The sequence below is a fragment of the Giesbergeria anulus genome, from assembly GCF_900111115.1.
Taxonomy (GTDB): domain Bacteria; phylum Pseudomonadota; class Gammaproteobacteria; order Burkholderiales; family Burkholderiaceae_C; genus Simplicispira; species Simplicispira anulus.
Genome location: NZ_FOGD01000001.1, coordinates 362,297 through 383,831, shown reverse-complemented (window position 1 = coordinate 383,831; position 21,535 = coordinate 362,297). Strand labels below are relative to the sequence as shown.

Sequence of the window (21,535 nt, the reverse complement as noted above, 5' to 3'; positions counted from 1 at the left end):
GTGTTTGCCTATATTCTCAAGCGCATTTTGTTAATGCTGCCCACGTTGCTGGGCGTGCTGCTGCTGACCTTTATCGTGCTGCAATTTGTGCCCGGTGGCCCGGTAGAGCAGTATCTGGCCGAAGCCAAAGCTGGTGCCACTGGCGGCGGGGCTGAAGGCGGTGGCCTATCCTACCGGGGGGCGCAGGGCGTCGATCCCAAGCGCCTAGAGCAAATCAAAGCCTTGTATGGTTTTGACAAACCTGCGCATGAGCGCTTTGTGCAAATGCTGGGCCAGTTTGCCCGCTTTGATTTAGGGCGCAGCTTTTTTCAAAACAAAGAAGTTTGGCAACTGATTGTAGAAAAACTGCCGGTCTCGATCAGCTTGGGGCTGTGGACTTTCTTTGTCAGCTATTTGGTGGCGGTACCTTTGGGCATCGCTAAGGCGGTGCGGGCTGGTTCGCGCTTCGATTTTGTGACTAGCCTGTTGATTCTGGTCGGCTATGCTATTCCTGGTTTTGTGTTGGGGGTGGCACTGCTGGTGGTGTTTGGCGGCCAGTTGCAATGGTTTCCGCTGCGCGGCCTTACCTCTGCCCATTGGGAAGAATTGTCGTGGGGCGCACGCATTGTTGATTATCTCTGGCACATCACCTTGCCAATCGTAGCGATGGTCTTAGGTAGTTTTGCTGTGACCGCCATGCTGACTAAAAATGCCTTTTTAGAGGAAATCCGCAAACAGTATGTGCTTACGGCACGCGCCAAGGGATTATCTGAGCGGCAGGTGTTGTATAAACACGTCTTTCGCAATGCGCTGATTCCGATTGTGACCGGTTTTCCTGCTGCCTTTATTGGCGCTTTTTTTACTGGCTCTTTGTTGATTGAAACGCTGTTTTCGTTGGATGGCTTGGGGCTGTTGAGCTTTGAGAGCGTAATTCGACGCGATTATCCGGTCGTGCTGGGTACTTTGTACCTGTTCACGCTGATCGGGTTGGTGACTAAGCTCATCAGCGATCTTTGTTATGTTTGGGTGGATCCGCGTGTCAAGTTCGATTAGTGCTGTGAGTTCAGTCTCTTTGTCGCCATCGCGGCGGGCTTGGCGGCGTTTTAAGCGCCAGCGCTTAGGCTATTGGAGCTTGGTTATTTTTTGCGCCTTGGTGCTCATGAGTTTGTGTGCCGAGCTGGTGAGCAACGATAGGCCGCTGCTGGTACGCTACCAAGGGCAGACCTACTTTCCGATGCTGAAAGATTACCCCGAAACTACCTTTGGTGGTGATTTTGCCACGCCCACGGATTATTTAGATCCGTTCATCCGTGAGCGCATCACCCAAGGAGACAATTGGGCGCTTTACACCCTCAATCCCTACGGCCCCAATACCCTTAATTATTTTGCTGAGGCTCCTAATCCTTCTGCTCCTTCGCGGCAAAATTGGCTAGGCACTGATGATCGAGGGCGTGACTTGCTGGCGCAGTTGCTTTATGGTTTTCGCGTCAGTGTGTTGTTTGCGCTGGCATTGACTTTTACTGGTGTCGTGCTGGGCGTGGTGGCGGGGGCGATTCAGGGATTTTTTGGTGGTAAGACCGATTTGATCGCCCAGCGCCTGATAGAAATTTGGGGTTCTATGCCCGAATTGTATTTGCTGATTATTTTTAGTGCGGTACTCTCGCCTAGCATCGGGTTGTTATTGGTGCTGCTGAGTTTATTTGGCTGGATGGGCTTGTCAGATTATGTACGTGCTGAGTTTTTGCGCAACCGCCAGCTCGATTATGTCAAAGCGGCACGGGCATTAGGGGTAAGCAACGGCCAAATTATTTGGCGGCATATTTTGCCCAATAGTTTGACACCCGTGGTTACTTTTTTGCCATTTCGTATGAGTGCAGCTATTTTGGCGTTGACATCGCTGGATTTTCTGGGGTTGGGCGTGCCGCCAGGTACGCCTTCGCTGGGGGAGCTATTGAGTCAGGGCAAAAATAACATTGATGCGTGGTGGATTTCGCTGTCTACCTTTGCGGTGCTGGTGGTCACTTTGCTGCTGCTCACTTTCATGGGCGATGCCCTGCGCGATGCACTAGACCCCCGCAAGGCCGATTGAGTTATCGCCTTGAATGTGACTTACATGATATGAGGATATGACAAAAAATCACGCCCAAAGCAACATCCATCACCAGAACAACGCAGCCACTACAGTACCGCCCCTGCTGGAGGTGCGCAATCTGTCGGTGCGGTTCAACGATAAAACGGTGGTCGATCAGGTCAGCTTTGGTATCGCTGCTGGTGAAAAGTTGGCATTGGTGGGCGAGTCGGGTTCTGGTAAAACCATCACCGCCCTGAGTCTGTTGCAGTTGGCCGGAGATGCCAAAATGAGCGGGCAAGCCCTGTTTCAGGGGCGTGATTTATTGACGTTGCCTGCCCCTGATATTCGCGCCGTGCGTGGCGGCCAGATCGCGATGGTGTTTCAGGAGCCCATGACGGCACTGAATCCGCTCATTCCCATCGGCCAGCAAATTGCCGAAGTGTTAGAACTCAAGCAAGCACTGACCAGCGCACAGTCGTTTAATGCTGCCGTAGAGATGCTGGCCCGCACCGGCATTCCAGAACCTGCGCGCCGCGCCCGTGCCTTTGCCCACCAATTGAGCGGCGGCCAGCGCCAGCGCGCCATGATTGCGATGGCCTTAGCCAGCAAGCCTTTGTTGCTGTTGGCCGATGAGCCGACCACGGCTTTGGATGTGACGCTGCGCGGCCAGATGCTTGATTTGCTGTCGGACTTGCAGCGCGAAACCGGCATGGCTGTGCTGCTTATTACCCATGACCTGAATTTGGTGCGTCGTTTTGCCGACCGGGTGGCGGTGATGGAACATGGTGTACTGGTGGAGCAAGGCGAGGTGGCTTCGGTGTTTGCCACCCCTGAACACGCTTATACCCGTCGCCTGATGGCTAGCCAGCCCCAGCGCGATGTGGTGGAAGCCGATCCCGCTGCCACCCTGCCGCCAGTGCTGCAAACCGAGCATTTGCGCGTCGCCTACCCGGTGCCTTTGCCGGGGCTGCGTGGCTGGTTTCAAAAAGGGGAGTTTATTGCTGTGCAAGGCGCTAGCCTGCAGTTGCAGCCCGGCCAGACTTTGGGCGTGGTGGGCGAGTCCGGCTCTGGCAAATCCACCTTGGCGCAGGCCATTTTGGGCCTGTTGCCCCATGCTGGTACTTTGGAGCTGGCTGGGCAAGGCTGGCAAGCACCCGCCAGTCGCAACACCCCCGCCAACCAGCGCTTGCGCCAACAGGTGCAGGTAGTGTTCCAAGACCCATTTTCGTCTTTGTCACCACGCCTGACGGTAGAAGAAATTGTGGGCGAAGGTTTGCGCGTCCATGCCCCCACGTTAAGCACCGCCGAGCGGCGCAGCCGCGTGCAGCAGGCGCTGGAAGAAGTGGGCTTGAGTGAGGCGCAGTTTCCGGGCCTGTTGGCCCGCTATCCGCACGAGTTCTCGGGCGGCCAGCGCCAGCGGCTTGCCATTGCCCGTGCGCTGATTGTGCAGCCGCGCCTGTTGGTGTTGGATGAACCGACCAGCGCGCTGGATGTCACCATCCAGCAGCAGGTGCTGAGTTTGCTGCAAGGCTTGCAGCGCCACAAGGGCTTGAGTTACCTGCTTATCACCCACGATATGGATGTGATCCGCGCCATGGCCCATCATATTGTGGTCATGAAGGACGGCGCAGTGGTAGAACAAGGCCCTCTGGCCCAAGTGTTGGCGCAGCCCCAACAAGCCTACACGCGCCAACTCATGGCTGCCGCGTTGGCTTGAGGGGTGCGATGCAGGCTGTTAGGCCAAGTCGAAGCGGTCGGCGTTCATCACCTTGACCCACGCGGCGACAAAGTCTTGCACAAACTTGGCTTGGTTGTCGTTTTGGGCATAGACCTCGGCATAGGCGCGCAATATGGCGTTGGAGCCAAATACCAGATCGACACGGCTGGCCGTCCAGCGGGTGGCCCCGGTTTTGCGCTCCACGATGGCATAGCTGTTACGCCCGGTAGGCTTCCAGCTATAGGCCATATCGGTCAGGTGAACAAAGAAGTCATTGCTCAGGGTGCCAACCCGGTCGGTAAATACGCCATGCTGGCTGCCGCCGTAATTGGTGCCCAACACGCGCAGGCCACCCAGCAGCACCGTCATTTCGGGGGCGGTGAGGCGCATTAACTGGGCGCGGTCAAGCAGCAACTCTTCGGGCGTGACCACGTAGTCTTTTTTCAGCCAGTTGCGGAAACCATCGGCCACAGGCTCTAGCACCGCAAACGATTCAGCATCAGTTTGTTCTGGGCTGGCATCGCCCCGGCCCGGTGCAAAAGGCACCGTCACCTCCACACCGGCGGCTTTGGCAGCCTGCTCAATGCCCAGATTGCCCGCCAGCACGATCACATCGGCCACACTGGCACCGGTGTTAGCAGCAATGGTCTCGTACAGCGCCAGCACTCTGGCCAAGCGGGCTGGTTCGTTGCCTTCCCAGTCTTTTTGCGGGGCCAAGCGGATGCGGGCGCCATTGGCCCCGCCGCGCTTGTCTGAACCCCGGAAGGTGCGGGCGCTGTCCCAAGCGGTAGCCACCATGTCACTGATGCTCAGGCCAGCGGTGGCAATTTGCGCTTTGACGGCAGCAACATCGTAGTCGGCGTGGCCTGCCGGTACTGGGTCTTGCCAGAGCAAATCTTCTTGCGGTACTTCGGGGCCAAGGTAGCGGCTCTTAGGCCCCAGATCGCGGTGCGTGAGCTTGAACCACGCACGGGCAAACACATCGGAAAAGTAGGCTTGGTCGGCGGCGAAACGCTCCGAAATTTTGCGGTACTCTGGATCGACCTTGAGCGCCATGTCGGCATCGGTCATCACCGGCATACAGCGGATAGCCGGGTCTTCCACATCGACGGGCATATCTTCGGGCTGGATGTTGACTGGTTTGTACTGCTTGGCCCCGGCGGGGCTTTGGGTCAGTTCCCAGTCGTAGCCCAGCAACAGTTTGAAATAGCCGTTGTCCCATTGCGTGGGGTGGGTTGTCCAAGCCCCTTCAACGCCGCTGGTGACGGTGTCGCGGCCCACGCCACGGCTTTGGTGATTGATCCAGCCTAGGCCCTGTTCTTCAACGTCGGCAGCTTCGGGGGCTGGCCCCAAATTGGCGGCACTGCCATTGCCGTGTGCCTTGCCTACAGTGTGGCCGCCCGCAGTGAGGGCCACGGTTTCTTCGTCGTTCATGGCCATGCGCGCAAAGGTGACACGCATGTCATGGGCGGTTTTGAGCGGGTCGGGTTTGCCGTCCACGCCTTCGGGGTTGACGTAAATCAGACCCATCATCACGGCAGCCAGTGGGTTTTCGAGGTCGCGCTCGCCAGAGTAGCGGCTGCCTTGGCTGCCGGTAGGGGCCAGCCATTCTTTTTCTGCACCCCAGTAGATATCTTTTTCGGGGTGCCAGATGTCTTCGCGGCCAAAGGAGAAGCCAAAGGTTTTAAAGCCCATTGATTCATAAGCCACATTGCCAGCCAAGATAATCAAGTCGGCCCAACTGATTTGGTTGCCGTATTTTTTCTTCAGGGGCCAGAGCAGGCGGCGGGCCTTATCGAGGTTGCCATTGTCGGGCCAAGAATTGAGCGGGGCAAAGCGTTGGTTGCCGGTGCCAGCACCACCCCGGCCATCGGCAATACGGTAGGTGCCTGCTGCGTGCCACGCCATGCGGATCATCAGGCCGCCATAGTGGCCCCAGTCGGCAGGCCACCAGTCTTGGCTGTCGGTCATCAGCGCCGTGAGGTCTTTTTTGAGCGCTGCCACATCCAGCTTTTTTACTTCCTCGCGGTAGTCCAAACCTGGAAGAGGCTGGGTTTTGCTGTCGTGTTGGTGCAGGATGTCCAGATTAAGCGCCTTGGGCCACCATGCCATGTTCGATTGCTCTGCTGCGGTATTGCCGCCGTGCATCACCGGGCAGGTGCCTGCCTTGCGTGGGCTTTGTGCTTCTTGCATCGCTGTCTCCTTTTAGGATTCTGGGTCTTGGTTGCACCAGGCGGCCTTAGCTGATTGTGGTCATATGGCTACCGGCTGCCTAATGTGTAAAACAGCATAGCAGTATCGGTGCGGCTTGTCAGTCTGGTCTAATCTGAACGAGGAAATCAGGGAAAACCTATGAAACTCTATAACTTTTTCCGTAGTGGCACCTCGCACCGCCTGCGCATTGCGCTTAACCTCAAGGGGCTGCAGACACAATATATCCCGGTCGATTTGCGAACCGAGCAGCATCTGAAAGACGAGTTCAAGGCCGTCAACCCGCAGATGCTGGTGCCAGCGCTGGCTACCGAGTCCGGCCAAGTGCTGATCCAGTCGCCCGCCATCATTGAATGGCTGGAAGAAACCCACCCCACGCCCGCCTTGCTGCCCGCCGATGCCTATGGGCGCGCGCAAGTGCGGGCGCTCGCCGCTATCGTTGGTTGCGATATTCACCCGGTCAATAACCGACGTATTTTGGAATACCTGCGCCACCAATTCGGTGCCAATGAAGATGCCATCAATGCTTGGTGTGGCACTTGGATCAGCAGCGGTTTTGACGCCTATGAGGCTCTGTTGGCACAAGACCCGCACCGGGGCCGTTTCAGCTTTGGCGATGCGCCCAGCATTGCTGATGTGTATTTGGTGCCGCAGATCGAGAGCGCCCGCCGCTTCAAGGTGGATCTGTCACGCTGGCCGCTGGTGGCTGCCGTAGACAAGGCTTGCGCCGAACTGGATGCCTTCCAGCGTGCCGCTCCGGCCCAGCAGCCCGACGCTGGCTAAACCTGCCACCTATGTGTGGTAGCGTGGGCCGTGCAATCGAGGGCTGGCCGGTGGCTTGTCCCAGCAAGGCATAAAAATTGCGTGTTTAATGCAAGCATTCTCGGTGAGAATCCCTTCCTCTTGAGAGCTTCCATTTTTCCATTTTGTATGCGCCGCGCCAGCCTGCTGTCCACTGAAACCGTCAACCGCTCGCGTGTCTTGGATACGCTGGTCAACAACCTAGAGGGGATGGCCTACCGCTGCCTAAATGATGCACATTGGACGATGGTGTTTGTCAGCCGAGGCTGTGAGGCTCTGAGTGGCTATGCCCCCACCCAACTGTTGGGCAACCACACCGCTTCTTGGGAGCAGATCACTCACCCTGAAGATCGCGATCGGGTGCGCGACATCATCGAACAGGCCATAGGCAGTGGCCAGCGTTTCTCTGCCCAGTACCGTATCACCACCCTGTCTGGGCAAATCAAGCATGTGCTAGAGCGTGGCGTCGGTGTGTTGGATGAGCAGGGAGCACTGGTGGTGGAGGGCTTTATTGAAGACATCACGGAGCGCCAAGCCACGCTCGATGCCCTTCAACACGCCGAGTTGCGTTATCGCCATATTTTTGAACATGCCAGCGAGGGCGTGTTTCAGACTACCCGCGATGGCTACTACTTGGCAGCTAACCCCGCACTGGCGCAAATTTATGGCTACGACTCTGCCGATGCGCTCATGGCTGATCTCTCAGACATCGACCGGCGCTTGTACGTCAAGCCGGGCCGCCGCGAAGTCTTTCATCGGCTGATGCAGGCCCAAGGGCAGGTGCTCAATTTTGAGTCTGAAGTCTATCGGTGCGATGGCACTTCCATCTGGATTTCTGAAAACGCCCATGTCGTGCTTGGCCCCCAAGGCGAGTTTATTTGCTACGAAGGCACGGTGCAGGATATTTCTGAGCGCCGCCACTACCAAGAGCAACTAGAGCGCCAAGCCAACCACGATTTGCTCACCGGCCTGCCCAACCGGGTGCTGCTGGGTGATCGCATCGAGCAGGGCATTGCCCGCGCTACCCGTTTGGGGTATTACTTGGCGCTGGTTTTTATTGATCTGGACAACTTTAAATTCATCAATGACAGCTTAGGCCACGCAGCGGGTGATGAGCTGCTCAAAGAGGTGGCCGCCCGCTTATCGGGGTGTCTGCGCAGCCCCGACACCGTGGCCCGCTTGGGTGGCGATGAGTTTGTGTTGGTCATCAATGACCACTATCGTACTTACAGCGTGATCTCGTTGCTAGAGCGGGTCTTAAAAGAGATTGCCCGGCCCATCATGCTGTCTGGGCGTGAATTTCATGTTGGGGCCAGTTTGGGCGTGGCCATGTACCCCAGCGATGGCGACGATGCCCAAATTTTGCTCAAACATGCCGATGTGGCTATGTATGCCGCCAAAAATCGGGGACGCAACAATTTTCAGTTCTTTACCCGTGAGCTCAACCGCGTAGCCGATGAGCGCCTGCACCTCGAGGCCGCCATGCGTGCCGCCTTAGAGAGCCAGAGCTTTACCGTTCACTACCAACCCAAGGTGGATCACCGGCGGCGCATTGTGGGCGTAGAGGCACTGGCGCGTTGGACGCATCCCGAATTGGGCGCTGTGGCACCCGACCGTTTTATTCCGGTGGCCGAAGAAACCGGCCTGATTTTGCCCCTGACCCGCATTATCTTGCGCCAAGCCTTTGCGGCAGCCCGGCGTTGGAACCAGCAGCGTGCCAAACCGCTGTGCATGGCGGTTAATCTGTCACCGCAATTGTTTTTGAGTGACGATATCGTGGCCCAAGTCGCCGGGCTGTTGCGTGAGGCCGATTTGCCTGCCAGCCAAGTCGAGTTAGAAATCACCGAGTCGGTGTTTATGGGCGACAGCGAGCGCGCCGTGGCCGTGCTCAGTGATTTCAAGGCGTTGGGCGTGACTTTGGCGATGGATGACTTTGGTACCGGCTACTCGTCTTTGAGCTATTTGCGCCGCTTTCCGCTCGATACAATCAAGATTGACCGCTCTCTCGTCACCGGCATTGAGCACGAAGAAGAGGTAGCCATGATTGCCCGTGCTGCCATCTCTTTGGGCAAAAGTTTGCGCAAAACCGTGGTGGCTGAGGGCGTAGAAAACCAAGCCCAGTTTGATTTTCTGCGTTACCAAGGCTGCGATGAGTTTCAGGGCTACCTGCTCTCGCGCCCGGTGAGTGAAGACGATTTTGGCCGCTTGCTAGAGCAGACGGGCGGCACCATACTGCCTGCTGCGTCCCCTGTAGCCTGAGCGGGTGTGGCTATTCGATATCGACGCAGTGAATGCCAAACCGGCCAGCGCGCCGGTCGGCAAAATAGCGCAGTAAGGTTTCGCGCACGGTGCGAAACGACAGCTCATCCCAAGGAATATCATCCTCGGTAAAGAGGCGCGCTTCTATGGTTTCGCTGCCGGGGTCAAATTGGTCGTTGAGCAGGGTGGCGTGGTAAAACAAATGTACTTGGCCTACCCGGCGCACATTGAGCAAGCTAAACAGCGCACCCAGCTCAAACTGCGCGCCCGCCTCTTCTACGGTTTCGCGGGCTGCCCCTTGGGCGGTGGTTTCATCCAACTCCATAAAGCCAGCGGGCAGCGTCCATTTGCCTTTGCGTGGCTCGATATTGCGTTGGCATAGTAGCACCTTGTCGCCCAGCACTGGCACGGTGCCCACCACATTGAGTGGATTTTCGTAATGCACGGTGTGGCAGGCGGTGCAAATAGCCCGCTGGCGGGTGTCGCCATCGTCGGGCAGGCGGTAGAGCACGGGGGCACCGCATTGGCGGCAGTGCTTGATCGGGGGGTGAAAGCTCATGGTGTCAAGGTGAAAAATCAAACCACTTGCAGGCTCAGTGTGCCTAGTCCGTCAATGCCGCCTTCGAGCACATCGCCACGCACCACCGCACCCACCCCTTCGGGGGTGCCGGTGTAGATCAGGTCGCCCGGTTGCAGTTCCCACGCGGCAGACAGGTGCGCAATGGTTTCAGCCACATTCCAGATCAAGCGAGCAATCTGGCTGCGCTGGCGCTCTACGCCATTGACTTGCAACCAGATAGCCGCCTCGGCCACGGCACCGGCCTGATCGGCTGGGGTGATGGGGCCAATGGGGGCGCTGTGTTCAAACGCCTTGCCAATGCACCAAGGGCGGCCTTGCTTTTTCATGTCGTTTTGCAGGTCGCGGCGCGTCATGTCTAGGCCAACGGCATAGCCAAAGATATGCGCGGCGGCATCGCTAGCTGCAATGTGGCTGCCGCCTTTGCCAATAGCCACCACGAGTTCAATCTCGTGGTGTAGATTACTCGTCAGGCTGGGATAGGGCAGTTGGCCTGTCGTGCCAGCATCTACTACCACCAAAGAGTCTGCGGGCTTGAGAAAGAAGAACGGTGGTTCTCTGCCCGTAAAGCCCATCTCTTTGGCATGTTCTTCGTAATTGCGTCCGACGCAGTAAATGCGGTGTACCGGAAAGCGATCACTGCTGCCTTGCACGGGCACGCTGGTGACAGGGGCAGGGGGGAAAACATAGCTCATGGTGGCAGCAATGGAAAATTTGAACAGTGGGGAGGTGTTTGGTTACTACAGTGTGCCACGCTTGCCCGCTACACTGGTGAGCATGTCATTTTCTTCTGTTAATGCTGCATGGCATCCTGACTGGATACGCCCCGATTGGCCTGCCCCGGCGCATATCCATGCCCTGTGTACTACCCGTGCCGGGGGTGTCAGTGTCACCCCTTACGACAGCTTCAATTTGGGTGACCATGTCGGCGATGCACCTGAGGCAGTGCAGGCCAACCGGCAGCGTTTGCAAGCGGCATTGCAAGCCGATACCCCAGAGGCCCAACTCGTTTTTCTGCGCCAAGTGCATGGCATTCAAACTGCTCATCTGGATGGCGGCTCGTCCGATGGCACCTGTGCTGATGCTTGTGTGGCTACCACGCCCGGCCAAGTTTGCACCATCATGGTGGCCGATTGCCTGCCGGTGCTGCTCACGGACAGGCAAGGCCGCGCCGTGGCCGCCGCCCATGCGGGCTGGCGTGGGCTGGTGGATGGCGTACTCGAATCGGTGTTTGATGCCTTTTGTGCTCAGGTGCTGGGCGAGGTGACGCCAGCGGCCAAAGCAGCGCTGGCATCATCGACTTTGGCTTGGCTAGGGCCGTGCATTGGGCCTGCGGCCTTTGAAGTAGGGCCAGAGGTGCGCGCTGCCTTCTGTAGCCGCCTACCGGCGGCAGCCGTGCATTTTCAGCCCCACAGTACTGGTGTCGGCAAGTATTGGGCCGATTTGGCGGCGCTGGCCCGCCAGCGCTTGCACGCCTTGGGCATCACGCAGATCTATGGCAACGACAGCAGCTCTCCTTGGTGTACGGTGGCTAATGCATCACGGTTCTTTTCGCACCGGCGCGATGCCATTGCCCTCGGCAGCAGTGGGCGTATGGCCGCTTGCATCTGGCGTGATGAGGCTGGTTGATGTGGCTGTTGCCGCAGCCCGTGTGGCCGCTTCTTGCGCACGTTCAGCCATTTCTTGGGCATGGATGGCCCTGCGCCGCCCCGGTGTGCCTAGGATATAAACCACAATCGACAAAGGAAGCAAACCATAGAGTGCAAAGGTGATGATGGCTCCCAGTATGGAGCCAGTGCTGCTGGTGGCTTCGGCCAGCGCCATCATGACGGTGACATAAAGCCATGCGATAACTACGAGATACATCCGTGCTCCAAGGCTAAAAAAGTAAAAAGGGGCGTTACCATAACCATGTGGTCAGCAACAATCGGGGCAACAGTGGCCGCGTGCGAGTGATCCGCAATTTCAGGAGAAAAAATGAGTTCTGAAGCATCTTGGGGCCAAAATACCCAGCAATTTCAGCAGATTTTCGGTGATAACCTCGCGCAGGTGCTGCGCTCATTGCAGCAAATCGGTGCCGCTGGTACGCCGGGGCCAGTAGCGCCCCTCAAAATCGCCCCAGAAAAGCTCCAGCAGGTACAACAGCAGTATCTTGAAGAAGCCCGCGCCCTCTGGAACCAAGGGCTGCAAGCTCCGGCAGAAGTGGCCGCCCAAGACCGCCGTTTTAGCAGTGCAGACTGGAAAGCCAACCCCGTCTCGGCCTTCTCGGCAGCCATGTACCTGCTCAATGCCCGCACCCTGATGGAGCTGGCCGAAGCCGTTGAAGCTGACGAAAAAACCCACAACCGCGTGCGCTTTGCCGTAGAGCAGTGGGTGGCGGCCATGTCGCCCAGCAACTACTTGGCCTTCAATGCCGAAGCGCAGAAAAAAGCGGTCGAGACCAAAGGCGAGAGCCTGACCAAGGGTATCCAAAATCTGCTCAAAGACTTGCGCCAAGGCCATGTTTCCATGACCGACGAGAGCCAGTTTGAGGTGGGCCGCAACGTCGCCACCACCGAAGGTGCCGTGGTGTTTGAGAACGAGCTATTCCAGCTCATCGAATACAAGCCCCTCACTGACAAGGTGTACGAGCGCCCCTTGTTGCTGGTGCCGCCCTGTATCAACAAGTTTTACATTTTAGATTTGCAACCGGCCAACTCGCTGGTGTATTACGCACTAGCACAGGGCCACCACACCTTCTTGGTGAGCTGGCGCAACCCCGATGCCGAGCTGGCCCAAAAAACCTGGGACGACTACGTTGAAGACGGTGCTATTGAGGCCATCAGCACAGTGCAACAAATCACTGGTGCCGAGCAAATCAACACGCTGGGCTTTTGCGTTGGTGGCACGATCCTGAGCACCGCTTTGGCTGTGCTGGCAGCACGGGGCCGTGATCCGGTAGCCAGCCTGACCTTGCTCACCACCTTTTTGGATTTCACTGACACCGGCATCTTGGACGTGTTCATTGATGAGAGTTTCGTCAAGTTCCGCGAGATGCAACTGGGCAAGGGCGGTTTGCTCAAGGGCCAAGAGTTGGCCTCCACCTTCAGCTTCTTGCGCCCCAATGATTTGGTTTGGAACTACGTGGTGGGCAACTACCTCAAGGGTGAAACGCCCCCCGCCTTTGACCTGCTCTACTGGAACAGTGATAGCACCAATCTGCCCGGCCCCTTCTTTGCTTGGTACCTGCGCAACACCTACCTTGAAAACAACCTGATGAAGCCCGGCAAGCTGACCGTGTGTGGACAAAAGGTCGATTTGGGCAACGTGGATACGCCGGTGTATATCTATGGCTCGCGTGAAGACCATATCGTACCCATTGGTTCGGCCTATGCCAGCACGCAAATTTTGCCCGGCCCCAAACGCTTCGTCATGGGGGCATCAGGCCATATCGCCGGGGTGATTAATCCACCGGCCAAGAAAAAGCGCAGCCACTGGACACGCGATGACGGCCAATTGCCGGGTACGCTCGATGCTTGGATGGACGGCGCACAAGAACATGCTGGCAGCTGGTGGACCGATTGGAGCACCTGGCTGCAAGGGCACGCGGGCGCGCAAGTTGCTGCACCCAAAGGCTACGGCAATGGAGCCAAGTTCAAGGTGATTGAACAGGCTCCAGGCCGCTATGTAAAGCAAAAGGCCTGATCTCAGGCAGCATTTCCCATTGACAACAAGGAGAAGACTATGGAAGACATCGTTATCGTTTCGGCTGCCCGTACTGCTGTGGGCAAGTTTGGTGGTTCGCTGGCCAAGATTGCTGCCACTGAGCTGGGCAGCATCGTCATCAAAGAAGCCTTGGCCCGTGCCAACGTGGCCCCCGATCAAGTCGGTGAAGTCATCATGGGTCAGGTGCTGGCCGCTGGTGTTGGTCAAAACCCCGCCCGCCAAGCCATGCTCAAGGCCGGCGTAGCCAAAGAAACCCCAGCGCTGACCATCAACGCTGTGTGCGGTTCTGGCCTGAAGTCGGTTATTTTGGCTGCCCAAGCCATTGCCCACGGCGACAGCGACATCATCGTCGCTGGCGGTCAAGAAAACATGAGTGCCAGCCCGCACGTGCTCAACGGCTCGCGCGATGGTCAGCGCATGGGCGACTGGAAAATGCAGGACACGATGATCGTCGATGGCCTGTGGGACGTGTACAACCAGTACCACATGGGTATCACCGCCGAAAACGTCGCTAAGCAGTACGGCATCACCCGTGAGATGCAAGATGCGCTGGCGTTGGGCAGCCAGCAAAAGGCCGCTGCGGCACAAGACGCTGGCAAGTTTGCAGCTGAAATCGTTGGCGTGAACATTCCCCAGCGCAAGGGCGATCCCGTTGTCTTTAACGTTGATGAATACCTGAACCGCAAGACCAGCGCTGAAGTGCTGGCTGGCCTGCGCCCCGCATTCGACAAGGCTGGTACCGTTACTGCTGGCAATGCTTCTGGTATCAACGATGGCGCTTCTGCCGTCGTGGTGATGAGCGCCAAGAAGGCTGCTGCCTTGGGCCTGACGCCTCTGGCCCGCATTGCCGCCTATGGCACCAGCGGCCTTGACCCCGCCATCATGGGCATGGGCCCGGTGTACGCGACCCGCAAGGCGCTTGAGCGTGCTGGCTGGAGCGCTGCCGATATCGACCTGTTCGAACTAAACGAAGCCTTTGCCGCCCAAGCTGCTGCCGTCAACCAAGAACTGGGTATTGACCCTGCCAAGGTGAACGTCAACGGTGGTGCGATTGCGATTGGTCACCCCATTGGTGCGTCCGGTAACCGTATCTTGGTCTCGCTGCTGCACGAAATGCAGCGTAGCAATGCCAAGAAGGGTATTGCCTCGCTGTGTATCGGTGGCGGTATGGGCGTAGCGCTGGCACTCGAACGCTGCTAATTTGCCGTAGATAGGGGCCAGCATTGGCTGGCTCATTTACCGCACAACGAAAAGCCGTGACTTGTTCACGGCTTTTCATTTTGGTGCAATTTTTACGTTTTGTTTTTTGCAATGGTGCCAGCTCGAGCGTACACTTATCCTAGTATGAATCAGACCGTTTTTGCTCAACCGTTTGTACCGGTGGGCTGTGTGGCTTGCCGCGACAAAACCCTGTTGCCTTTTGATTTCACGATGGCTTTTCAGCCCATCATGGATTTGGAGTTGGGTCGGCCTTTTGCCTATGAAGCACTGGTACGCGGCACCAGTGGCGAGGGCGCTGCCACGGTCTTATCTTGGGTGGATGACGAGAACCGCTACCGCTTTGACCAAGCCTGCCGTGTCAAGGCTATTGAGTTGGCCTCTAGCTTGGGTTTAGCCAAGCTCCCCGATTGCCGCTTGAGCATCAATTTTCTGCCCAACGCCGTCTATCGGGCCGAAACCTGCATTCGCGCCACCATGCAGGCGGCTGCTGAGTTCAATTTCCCGCACGACCGGATCATGTTTGAGGTGACGGAGGGTGAGCCTCTGAGCAATGGCGAGCACCTGCAATCCATTTTTAATGAATACCGCCGCTGTGGCTTGATCACAGCTATCGACGATTTTGGTGCGGGCTATGCGGGCCTGAATATGCTGGTGCGTTTTCAGCCCCATGTGCTCAAGCTCGATATGGAGCTAATCCGCAACGTTGACCAAGACCCGGTGCGCCAAGCCATTGTCTGCGGCATTGCCTTGGTGTGTTCACGCCTGAGCATTGATATGGTGGCTGAGGGCGTAGAAACGGCGCAAGAATCGGCCTACCTGTCTTCGGTAGGCATACGCTACCAACAAGGCTTTTGGTTTGCCCGGCCCGGTTGGGAAAGCCTGCCGCTGGCGTAGGGCGTGGCCTGAGGTGCAAAAAATGTCCCAATACCGTGTTTACCTTCACTGCGTTGTCGCAAATCTTCGGTACAGTGGGGGCGAGACCCTGTTTACATAATTATTCACAAGGAGCATGAAAATATGAGTCAAAAAGTAGCATACGTCACTGGTGGTATGGGTGGCATCGGTACCGCCATTTGCCAGCGTCTGCACAAAGATGGTTTTACCGTCATTGCCGGTTGCGGCCCTACCCGTGACCATGCCAAGTGGCTGGCCGAGCAAAAAGAACTCGGTTTCACTTTCTACGCCTCGGTAGGCAATGTGGGTGACTGGGATTCCACCGTGGAGGCTTTTGCCAAAGCCAAGGCCGAGCATGGCAGCATTGATGTGCTGGTCAACAACGCTGGTATCACCCGCGACCGCATGTTCCTGAAAATGACCCGTGAAGGCTGGGATCAAGTGATTGAAACCAACCTGAACAGCATGTTCAACGTCACCAAGCAAGTGGTGGGTGACATGGTAGAAAAGGGCTGGGGCCGTATCATCAACATTTCGTCGGTTAACGGCGAAAAGGGTCAATCGGGCCAAACCAACTATTCGGCTGCTAAGGCCGGTATGCATGGCTTCTCGATGGCCTTGGCTCAAGAAATGGCCACCAAGGGCGTGACCGTTAATACCGTCAGCCCTGGCTACATCGGTACCGATATGGTCAATGCCATCCGTCCTGACGTGTTGGAAAAGATTGTGGCTACTGTGCCCGTCAAACGCTTGGGCAAACCCAGCGAGATCGCTTCGATCATTGCTTGGCTGGCTTCGGAAGAAGGCGGCTACGCTACTGGTGCCGAGTTCTCGGTCAACGGTGGCCTGCACATGAGCTGATCGGTCTTTAGGACTGAATCACAAAAAACCCCGCTTCATTCTGGCGGGGTTTTTTCATGGGCAACCCCAAACACGTACTTTAGAGACGGCTGGGAGCGCGCTTGCGGTCGCGTTCGTCTTCAGGCCAAGCTGCAAGGATAGTGAAGGAGTTCATGGTGGTTTGCTCTGCAAAAGTGTCTGTGATGCTCCTTCAACGCACGGCAATGTGGCCGCGTTGACAGCCAGTAACAAAAAAATTGGCCCGGAAAACCGGGCCTTTTTTTGCTTTAGCTGTGTGCTTCGATCTGTGCTGATAGTTCGAGCCAACGCTCTTCTAGGCTACCGATTTCATCGTTGCAGGCTTTGAGCTTGCGGCCTACCTCGGCAATGTCTGCCGGGGCCAGAGGCTGGGTCATGCGGTGTTCTAGGTTGCTGCGCTCCGTGCCTAGCGTAGCCATGCGCTGCTCAACCTGTTCTAGTTCGCGTTTGAACGGGCGCAGCTTCTGCGCCAATTGTTGGCGCAGTTGGGCTTCTTGCTTGCGCTGCTCACGCGGGTCAGGGGTTTTGGCGGTGTCGGCTTCGGCGCTGGTGATCGCTGCTTTGGCGGCAGGGGCCACCTCTTGTCTGGCCTCTTGCTTTGCTTCCTGTTTGGCCAGTTCGCGCTGGCGCTTGGCTTCATCGAGCAGGTAGCGCTGGTAATCGTCCAGATCACCATCAAATGGCCCAACAGCGCCCCGGCCTACCATCCAGAACTCATCGCACACGGCGCGTAGCAAGGCACGGTCGTGGCTGACCAGCATCACGGTGCCTTCAAACTCGTTGAGCGCCATCGATAGCGCCTCGCGGGTGGCTAAATCCAAGTGGTTGGTGGGCTCATCGAGCAGCAGCAGATTGGGGCGTTGCCAGACAATCATGGCCAGTACGAGACGGGCTTTTTCGCCACCGCTCATGCTGCCCACGCTTTGCTTAACCATGTCGCCATTGAAGTTGAACGTGCCCAAGAAATTGCGCAAATCCTGCTCCCGGCTCGGTTCGCGGCTTTGCGGCCCTAGCTCTTTGGCTAAGCGGATCATGTGCTCTAGCGGGTTTTCGTGCGGGCGCAGCACATCCAGCTCTTGCTGGGCAAAATAGCCAATCGATAAGCCCTTGCCTTCGGTGACGGTACCAGCCAGCGGTGTCATGGTGCGGGCAATGGTTTTGACCAAGGTGGATTTACCTTGCCCGTTGGCACCCAAAATACCAATGCGCTGGCCTGCCAGCACGCTGCGGCTGACCTTGTGCAAGATGGCAGTTTCGCTGCCATCTTCGGCGCGATAGCCAAACGAGGCATCGGTAACCGCTAGCATTGGGTTGGGCAGGTTTTGCGGCTCTTTGAACTCGAAGGTAAAGTCGGCATCGGCCAGCACGGGGGCGATTTTTTCCATACGCTCCAGCGCCTTAACCCGGCTTTGCGCTTGCTTGGCCTTGCTGGCCTTGGCCTTGAAGCGGTCAATAAACTTTTGCAGGTGGGCGATTTTGTCTTGCTGCTTAGAAAAGCTGGCTTGTTGCAATTCGAGCTGTTGCGAGCGCAGTTCTTCAAACTTGCTGTAATTGCCGCCGTAACGTGTGAGCTGGGCATTGTCGATGTGCATCGTGACATTCGTTACGGCATCGAGAAACTCGCGGTCGTGGCTGATGACGATCATCGTGCCTTCGTAGCGCTTGAGCCACGCTTCGAGCCAGACCAGTGCATCCAAGTCCAAGTGGTTGGTGGGCTCATCGAGCAGCAACAGGTCAGACGGGCACATCAGGGCGCGGGCCAGTTGCAGACGCATCCGCCAGCCGCCAGAGAAGCTATTGACAGGGTTATTTAACTCTGACACCTTAAAGCCTAAGCCCAAAATCAACGCTTGGGCGCGGGGCACAGCATCATGCACGCCTGCATCGTGCAGGTCGGTATAGGCATGGGCAATGGCCATGCCATCGCCAGATTCTTCAGCTTGGGTCAGTTGGGTTTGGGCATCGGCCAAACGGGTGTCTCCAGCAACGACAAAATCGGTGGCCGACTCGTCGGTTTCGGGCATGTTTTGAGCCACTTGGGCCATGCGCCACTGCGCTGGAATATTAAAGTCGCCGCCGTCTTCGTGCAGTGAGCCATTGAGCAGGGCAAACAGGCTGGATTTACCAGCGCCGTTGCGCCCCACCAAACCGACATGCTCGCCGGGATTGATGGTGGCATTGACGCTATTGAGCAGGACTTTGGCACTGCGACGCAGGATGACGTTTTTGAGGAGGATCATGGAAACCGGAAGAGAACCGTCACAGAAAAGAAAGCTGGTAGCGCTGCATCACCGGACAACGTTGAGACCTTTTAGGTCGCTTGGTTTGGTGATAGCGGAAGATTTTACGGCATACCAAGACCAGCCTTGATGGTTGCCGAGATGGTGTAATTGCGCGTTGGATTTCAATGCGTTCAGGTGTTTTTCAGGTGCAGTGAGCACTTCGGCACCAGTGGTAGAAAAATCAAAGCGCGTGGCATCTAAAGTTATTTGCACAGCATCTAGTGCTGGTGAGTGCACAAGATAACCAAATGGATTATCTTGTGTGCCGTCAAGTTTAAAGGTCAAATGCTGGTATCTATTGATGGTGTTGATTTCAGAGGCTGCTATTTTGAGATTATGCCAAAACGTAAACTGAGGATAATAAAAAGTACCGTTGATGACAGGGACGCCTGCCGCGAACAGAGACATTGGCTCTGCAGTAGTGTCGCTGATTACCAAAACACGGTTGCGCACACTACTATTTTCTGATTTTTGGATAAATTTTTCAACTTCTTTATCAATGAAAACATGTTTTGGTGCAATAGATGTGGGATGGAAACTAACTGTAGCTAGTATATAAATGGCTATATTTAGAGCGATGGCCTGTGCTATATGGCCACGAAGCAACCAGTATGACATCAAAAATATACAGATTACTACACTGCCAACAAACAAGGAAGAGGCTGAGGAATAAAATTCAATCGGAATAAAAATTAATCCTGCCAATGCAAGTAGCATGCTGATTCCAGCTAAGATAATAGAAGTCGATTTTGGTGCAGTCCATTGATATTCGACAAAAGCCAAGGCAAAGGTGCAACTTAACCCCAAAGCAAGATCTAGTCTTAAAGATGGAACTACATCCCAAAAAATAGCTTTTGCAAACCAAACAGGAACTCCTAACATATAAAATACAAGGAGAAATGTAACAAAAATTAGCCACCCTGACCATAACGTCCATCGGGCTGATTTTTTATAAATGCTAAAAATAGAAAATGCTAACAAGGGAATTATTAGAACCATATAAGAACTAAATTCACTCTCATTAAATTTACTAATTTTTAAGTGGCTTAGTGTATCGAGGTTACTGTTGCCTCGAAACAATAAAAGCCATGACTGATCCCCACCATGCAAAGCAGCCCGTTGACCTGGGTAAACAGTGTTGCGCATGGCTTGTATAGCATCACGTGCGTCTACCCACCAAAGAAAAATAATGAAAGTACACAGCAGAGATGCTATGGCAAATGCTGCAAAAGTATGTTTGTTGAATTTTAATTTAAGTCGCTGCTCTATAATATAAGAAAGAAATAGAGTCGCATATAAGCTGGCGACTGTTATTTGCCAGGGTGGATACAATATAAGAGCAAAACCCGCTAACAAAACACCCAAAACGATAGATCGCCAGTAGATACTCCATTTGCTATGCAGTTGAGATATTTGGATGGTTAATAAAACGGCAGCAGTAGGAAAGAAAACCGTATAAAGCGGCCAATGTGACCAGCCAGCAGCATAAGGTGCTAGGCAAAATAATGCAGAAGCAGCAAGATTACGTCCAGATCGCTCTGGTATGAAAAGATTGAGTAATCCCCAAAGAGCTAACAGGCAAGAAAAAATAGGAAAGAACCAGTGCCAACTGAGTGCTTGGCTTAACGGTAGAAAGAAAAAGCCCCATGTTGCAGGACGACTGATGCTTGAGGGGTGCCAGACCGGAACACCAGTCATGCCAATAATCAGCATGTTTTGGCCTTCCAATCCTATATTTTGGTTAATAATTGGAAATGGAGGGTGATGATTGACTTGTGCCAAGGCATTTGGAGCCATTACCCGCCATTCGTCTGAACGTATCGGTCGTGGTTTTAAAAGCAAGCGCTGTACTGCACTCTCTGTATTCAAAAATGGAGTGCTAGCATCTCCCTTCTTACCTAGTAAAAGTTGTACCGAAGACCCAGTGATGCCTAAACTTACCAACGCAACAAAGATGCCGAGTAACGAAAATGCTAATCCGCGTTGATTTTGAGAAACAAATATCCCTATTCTCTCCCAGATATTCGAGCGAAAATTAAAAAGCAAAAATCCTATCGTGATAGTAAGAATGCCTGCAAGAACCCAATGCCGTCTGGGGGTGCTTGGACTTTGAATGGAAAAAGTAGCAGGTTGGCCAGATAAAAAAGTTAATGGCAAGGAGCTTGAATTATCAAATTTTGCTGTAATAGAAAGTTGGTGACGGCCTGGATATAGCGGTGCAGAAGTTTCTGCATCTAGGGTAAATCCTGCTTGTTGCGCCGCAGGAGTGCCAAAGTGCTGAACAAGATCGTTGCGCACCGTTGTGGAAAAATTCTTATTTTTTACCGGCTGGCCATCAATTTGAATTTCAAAATCTATTGCATTGCGTTGTATTTTATCATTAAATGCCCAGCCGACAATATGGATTGAACTGGATTCTGGGTTGTATTGATTGGATTCAATATAACCATAAATTTTAGTAGTAGATTCATTTGAAATTTCTGCAAAAGAATTTGTTGTGATAAAAAAATTAATACTTACAACAAGAAAAAATAAGCAGAAAAATCGTATGTAATAAAAGGCCAAGTTCGCAAAAAACATCATCTGAGAACTATCGAGAGGCCGCAACAGTAACTACAATTCCAGAAACAATCAGCGCCGTCCCAACAAAATACATTGGGGCAAAACGCTCACCAAAGAAGAACCGGCTGGCTAAAGGCACAAGAATAAATGCCAAAGCCATAAAAGGATAAACTTTACCAAGTTCAGCGCGGCGTAAAATAAGCACCCAGCCGATAGAGGTGATGCCATAAAGCACCATCGTTGAGAAAAATATGGTCAGAGTTTTAATGTCAAAAAAACTGCCAGATTCATTGATGGCACTGGCGCTAAATTTGAATAAAATTTGTCCAGCAGCAATGCCAATAACACATAAAATAGTTAATAAGTAAATATGCATG

The 21,535-nt window shown here is 54.9% G+C and carries 17 protein-coding genes; 10 read left to right on the top strand and 7 right to left on the bottom strand.

Annotated elements, in window-relative coordinates; translation table 11 throughout:
* From BMX55_RS01790 to BMX55_RS01780, 3 genes are read left to right on the top strand one after another with little or no spacing between them, the layout of a single operon-like run.
* Window positions 1-1,032, top strand: a complete 1,032-nt coding sequence (locus BMX55_RS01790) for a microcin C ABC transporter permease YejB (protein ID WP_091451830.1) — start codon at window positions 1-3, stop codon at window positions 1,030-1,032.
* On the top strand, window positions 998-2,068 hold the full coding sequence (locus BMX55_RS01785) for an ABC transporter permease (protein ID WP_091451827.1): 1,071 nt from the start codon (window positions 998-1,000) through the stop codon (window positions 2,066-2,068). The genes BMX55_RS01790 and BMX55_RS01785 overlap by 35 nt, the downstream gene beginning before the upstream one ends.
* A 37-nt stretch (window positions 2,069-2,105) precedes the next feature.
* Window positions 2,106-3,767: an ABC transporter ATP-binding protein gene (locus BMX55_RS01780; RefSeq protein ID WP_091451824.1), complete on the top strand. Its 1,662-nt coding sequence runs from the start codon at window positions 2,106-2,108 to the stop codon at window positions 3,765-3,767.
* 18 nt (window positions 3,768-3,785) lie between these two features.
* On the opposite strand, the gene katG is transcribed toward BMX55_RS01780, so the two are convergent.
* The gene (gene katG, locus BMX55_RS01775; RefSeq protein ID WP_091451819.1) at window positions 3,786-5,960 is read right to left on the bottom strand and encodes a catalase/peroxidase HPI; all 2,175 of its coding nucleotides are present in this window, start codon (window positions 5,958-5,960) and stop codon (window positions 3,786-3,788) included.
* A gap of 159 nt (window positions 5,961-6,119) precedes the next feature.
* Here katG and maiA point away from each other — a divergent pair, with 159 nt between their 5' ends.
* Both maiA and BMX55_RS01765 read left to right on the top strand, forming a co-directional pair.
* On the top strand, window positions 6,120-6,761 hold the full coding sequence (maiA, locus tag BMX55_RS01770; RefSeq protein WP_091451816.1) for a maleylacetoacetate isomerase: 642 nt from the start codon (window positions 6,120-6,122) through the stop codon (window positions 6,759-6,761).
* 147 nt (window positions 6,762-6,908) lie between these two features.
* The gene (locus BMX55_RS01765; protein ID WP_091451814.1) at window positions 6,909-9,038 is read left to right on the top strand and encodes a putative bifunctional diguanylate cyclase/phosphodiesterase; all 2,130 of its coding nucleotides are present in this window, start codon (window positions 6,909-6,911) and stop codon (window positions 9,036-9,038) included.
* 10 nt (window positions 9,039-9,048) lie between these two features.
* Here BMX55_RS01765 and BMX55_RS01760 read toward each other — a convergent pair whose 3' ends face one another.
* Both BMX55_RS01760 and BMX55_RS01755 read right to left on the bottom strand, forming a co-directional pair.
* Window positions 9,049-9,597: an NUDIX hydrolase gene (locus BMX55_RS01760; RefSeq protein ID WP_091451810.1), complete on the bottom strand. Its 549-nt coding sequence runs from the start codon at window positions 9,595-9,597 to the stop codon at window positions 9,049-9,051.
* A 17-nt stretch (window positions 9,598-9,614) separates the two neighbouring features.
* Window positions 9,615-10,310, bottom strand: coding sequence for a fumarylacetoacetate hydrolase family protein (locus BMX55_RS01755; protein ID WP_091451806.1), 696 nt, complete (start codon window positions 10,308-10,310; stop codon window positions 9,615-9,617).
* Between the two features lie 82 nt (window positions 10,311-10,392).
* Here BMX55_RS01755 and pgeF point away from each other — a divergent pair, with 82 nt between their 5' ends.
* Window positions 10,393-11,244 carry a peptidoglycan editing factor PgeF gene (gene pgeF, locus BMX55_RS01750; protein ID WP_091453091.1) on the top strand — a complete coding sequence of 284 codons (852 nt, stop codon included), beginning with the start codon at window positions 10,393-10,395 and terminating at the stop codon, window positions 11,242-11,244.
* Here pgeF and BMX55_RS01745 read toward each other — a convergent pair.
* Window positions 11,155-11,481, bottom strand: coding sequence for a hypothetical protein (locus BMX55_RS01745; protein ID WP_091451803.1), 327 nt, complete (start codon window positions 11,479-11,481; stop codon window positions 11,155-11,157). The genes pgeF and BMX55_RS01745 overlap by 90 nt on opposite strands.
* A 111-nt stretch (window positions 11,482-11,592) precedes the next feature.
* On the opposite strand from BMX55_RS01745, the gene BMX55_RS01740 reads away from it, so the two are divergent.
* The 4 genes from BMX55_RS01740 to phbB all read left to right on the top strand — a co-directional run bounded on the left by BMX55_RS01740 (window position 11,593) and on the right by phbB (window position 16,296).
* Window positions 11,593-13,299, top strand: coding sequence for a PHA/PHB synthase family protein (locus BMX55_RS01740; protein WP_091451800.1), 1,707 nt, complete (start codon window positions 11,593-11,595; stop codon window positions 13,297-13,299).
* 39 nt (window positions 13,300-13,338) lie between these two features.
* A complete protein-coding gene (locus BMX55_RS01735; RefSeq protein WP_091451798.1) occupies window positions 13,339-14,520 on the top strand; it encodes an acetyl-CoA C-acetyltransferase in 1,182 nt (393 codons plus the stop codon).
* A 144-nt stretch (window positions 14,521-14,664) separates the two neighbouring features.
* Window positions 14,665-15,435 carry an EAL domain-containing protein gene (locus BMX55_RS01730; RefSeq protein WP_091451794.1) on the top strand — a complete coding sequence of 257 codons (771 nt, stop codon included), beginning with the start codon at window positions 14,665-14,667 and terminating at the stop codon, window positions 15,433-15,435.
* A 123-nt stretch (window positions 15,436-15,558) separates the two neighbouring features.
* The gene (gene phbB, locus BMX55_RS01725; protein WP_091451790.1) at window positions 15,559-16,296 is read left to right on the top strand and encodes an acetoacetyl-CoA reductase; all 738 of its coding nucleotides are present in this window, start codon (window positions 15,559-15,561) and stop codon (window positions 16,294-16,296) included.
* A gap of 266 nt (window positions 16,297-16,562) precedes the next feature.
* Here the strand turns inward: phbB and BMX55_RS01720 are convergent, their stop codons facing one another.
* Genes BMX55_RS01720 through BMX55_RS01710 form a run of 3 tightly spaced genes read right to left on the bottom strand, consistent with a single transcriptional unit; the run spans window position 16,563 to window position 21,534 of the window.
* The gene (locus tag BMX55_RS01720) at window positions 16,563-18,554 is read right to left on the bottom strand and encodes an ABC-F family ATP-binding cassette domain-containing protein (protein WP_091451787.1); all 1,992 of its coding nucleotides are present in this window, start codon (window positions 18,552-18,554) and stop codon (window positions 16,563-16,565) included.
* Window positions 18,555-18,602: 48 nt separating this feature from the next.
* Window positions 18,603-21,179 carry a DUF7657 domain-containing protein gene (locus BMX55_RS16050; protein WP_143059558.1) on the bottom strand — a complete coding sequence of 859 codons (2,577 nt, stop codon included), beginning with the start codon at window positions 21,177-21,179 and terminating at the stop codon, window positions 18,603-18,605.
* Between the two features lie 7 nt (window positions 21,180-21,186).
* The gene (locus tag BMX55_RS01710; protein ID WP_091451780.1) at window positions 21,187-21,534 is read right to left on the bottom strand and encodes a DMT family transporter; all 348 of its coding nucleotides are present in this window, start codon (window positions 21,532-21,534) and stop codon (window positions 21,187-21,189) included.
* Window position 21,535: the final 1 nt, after the last annotated feature.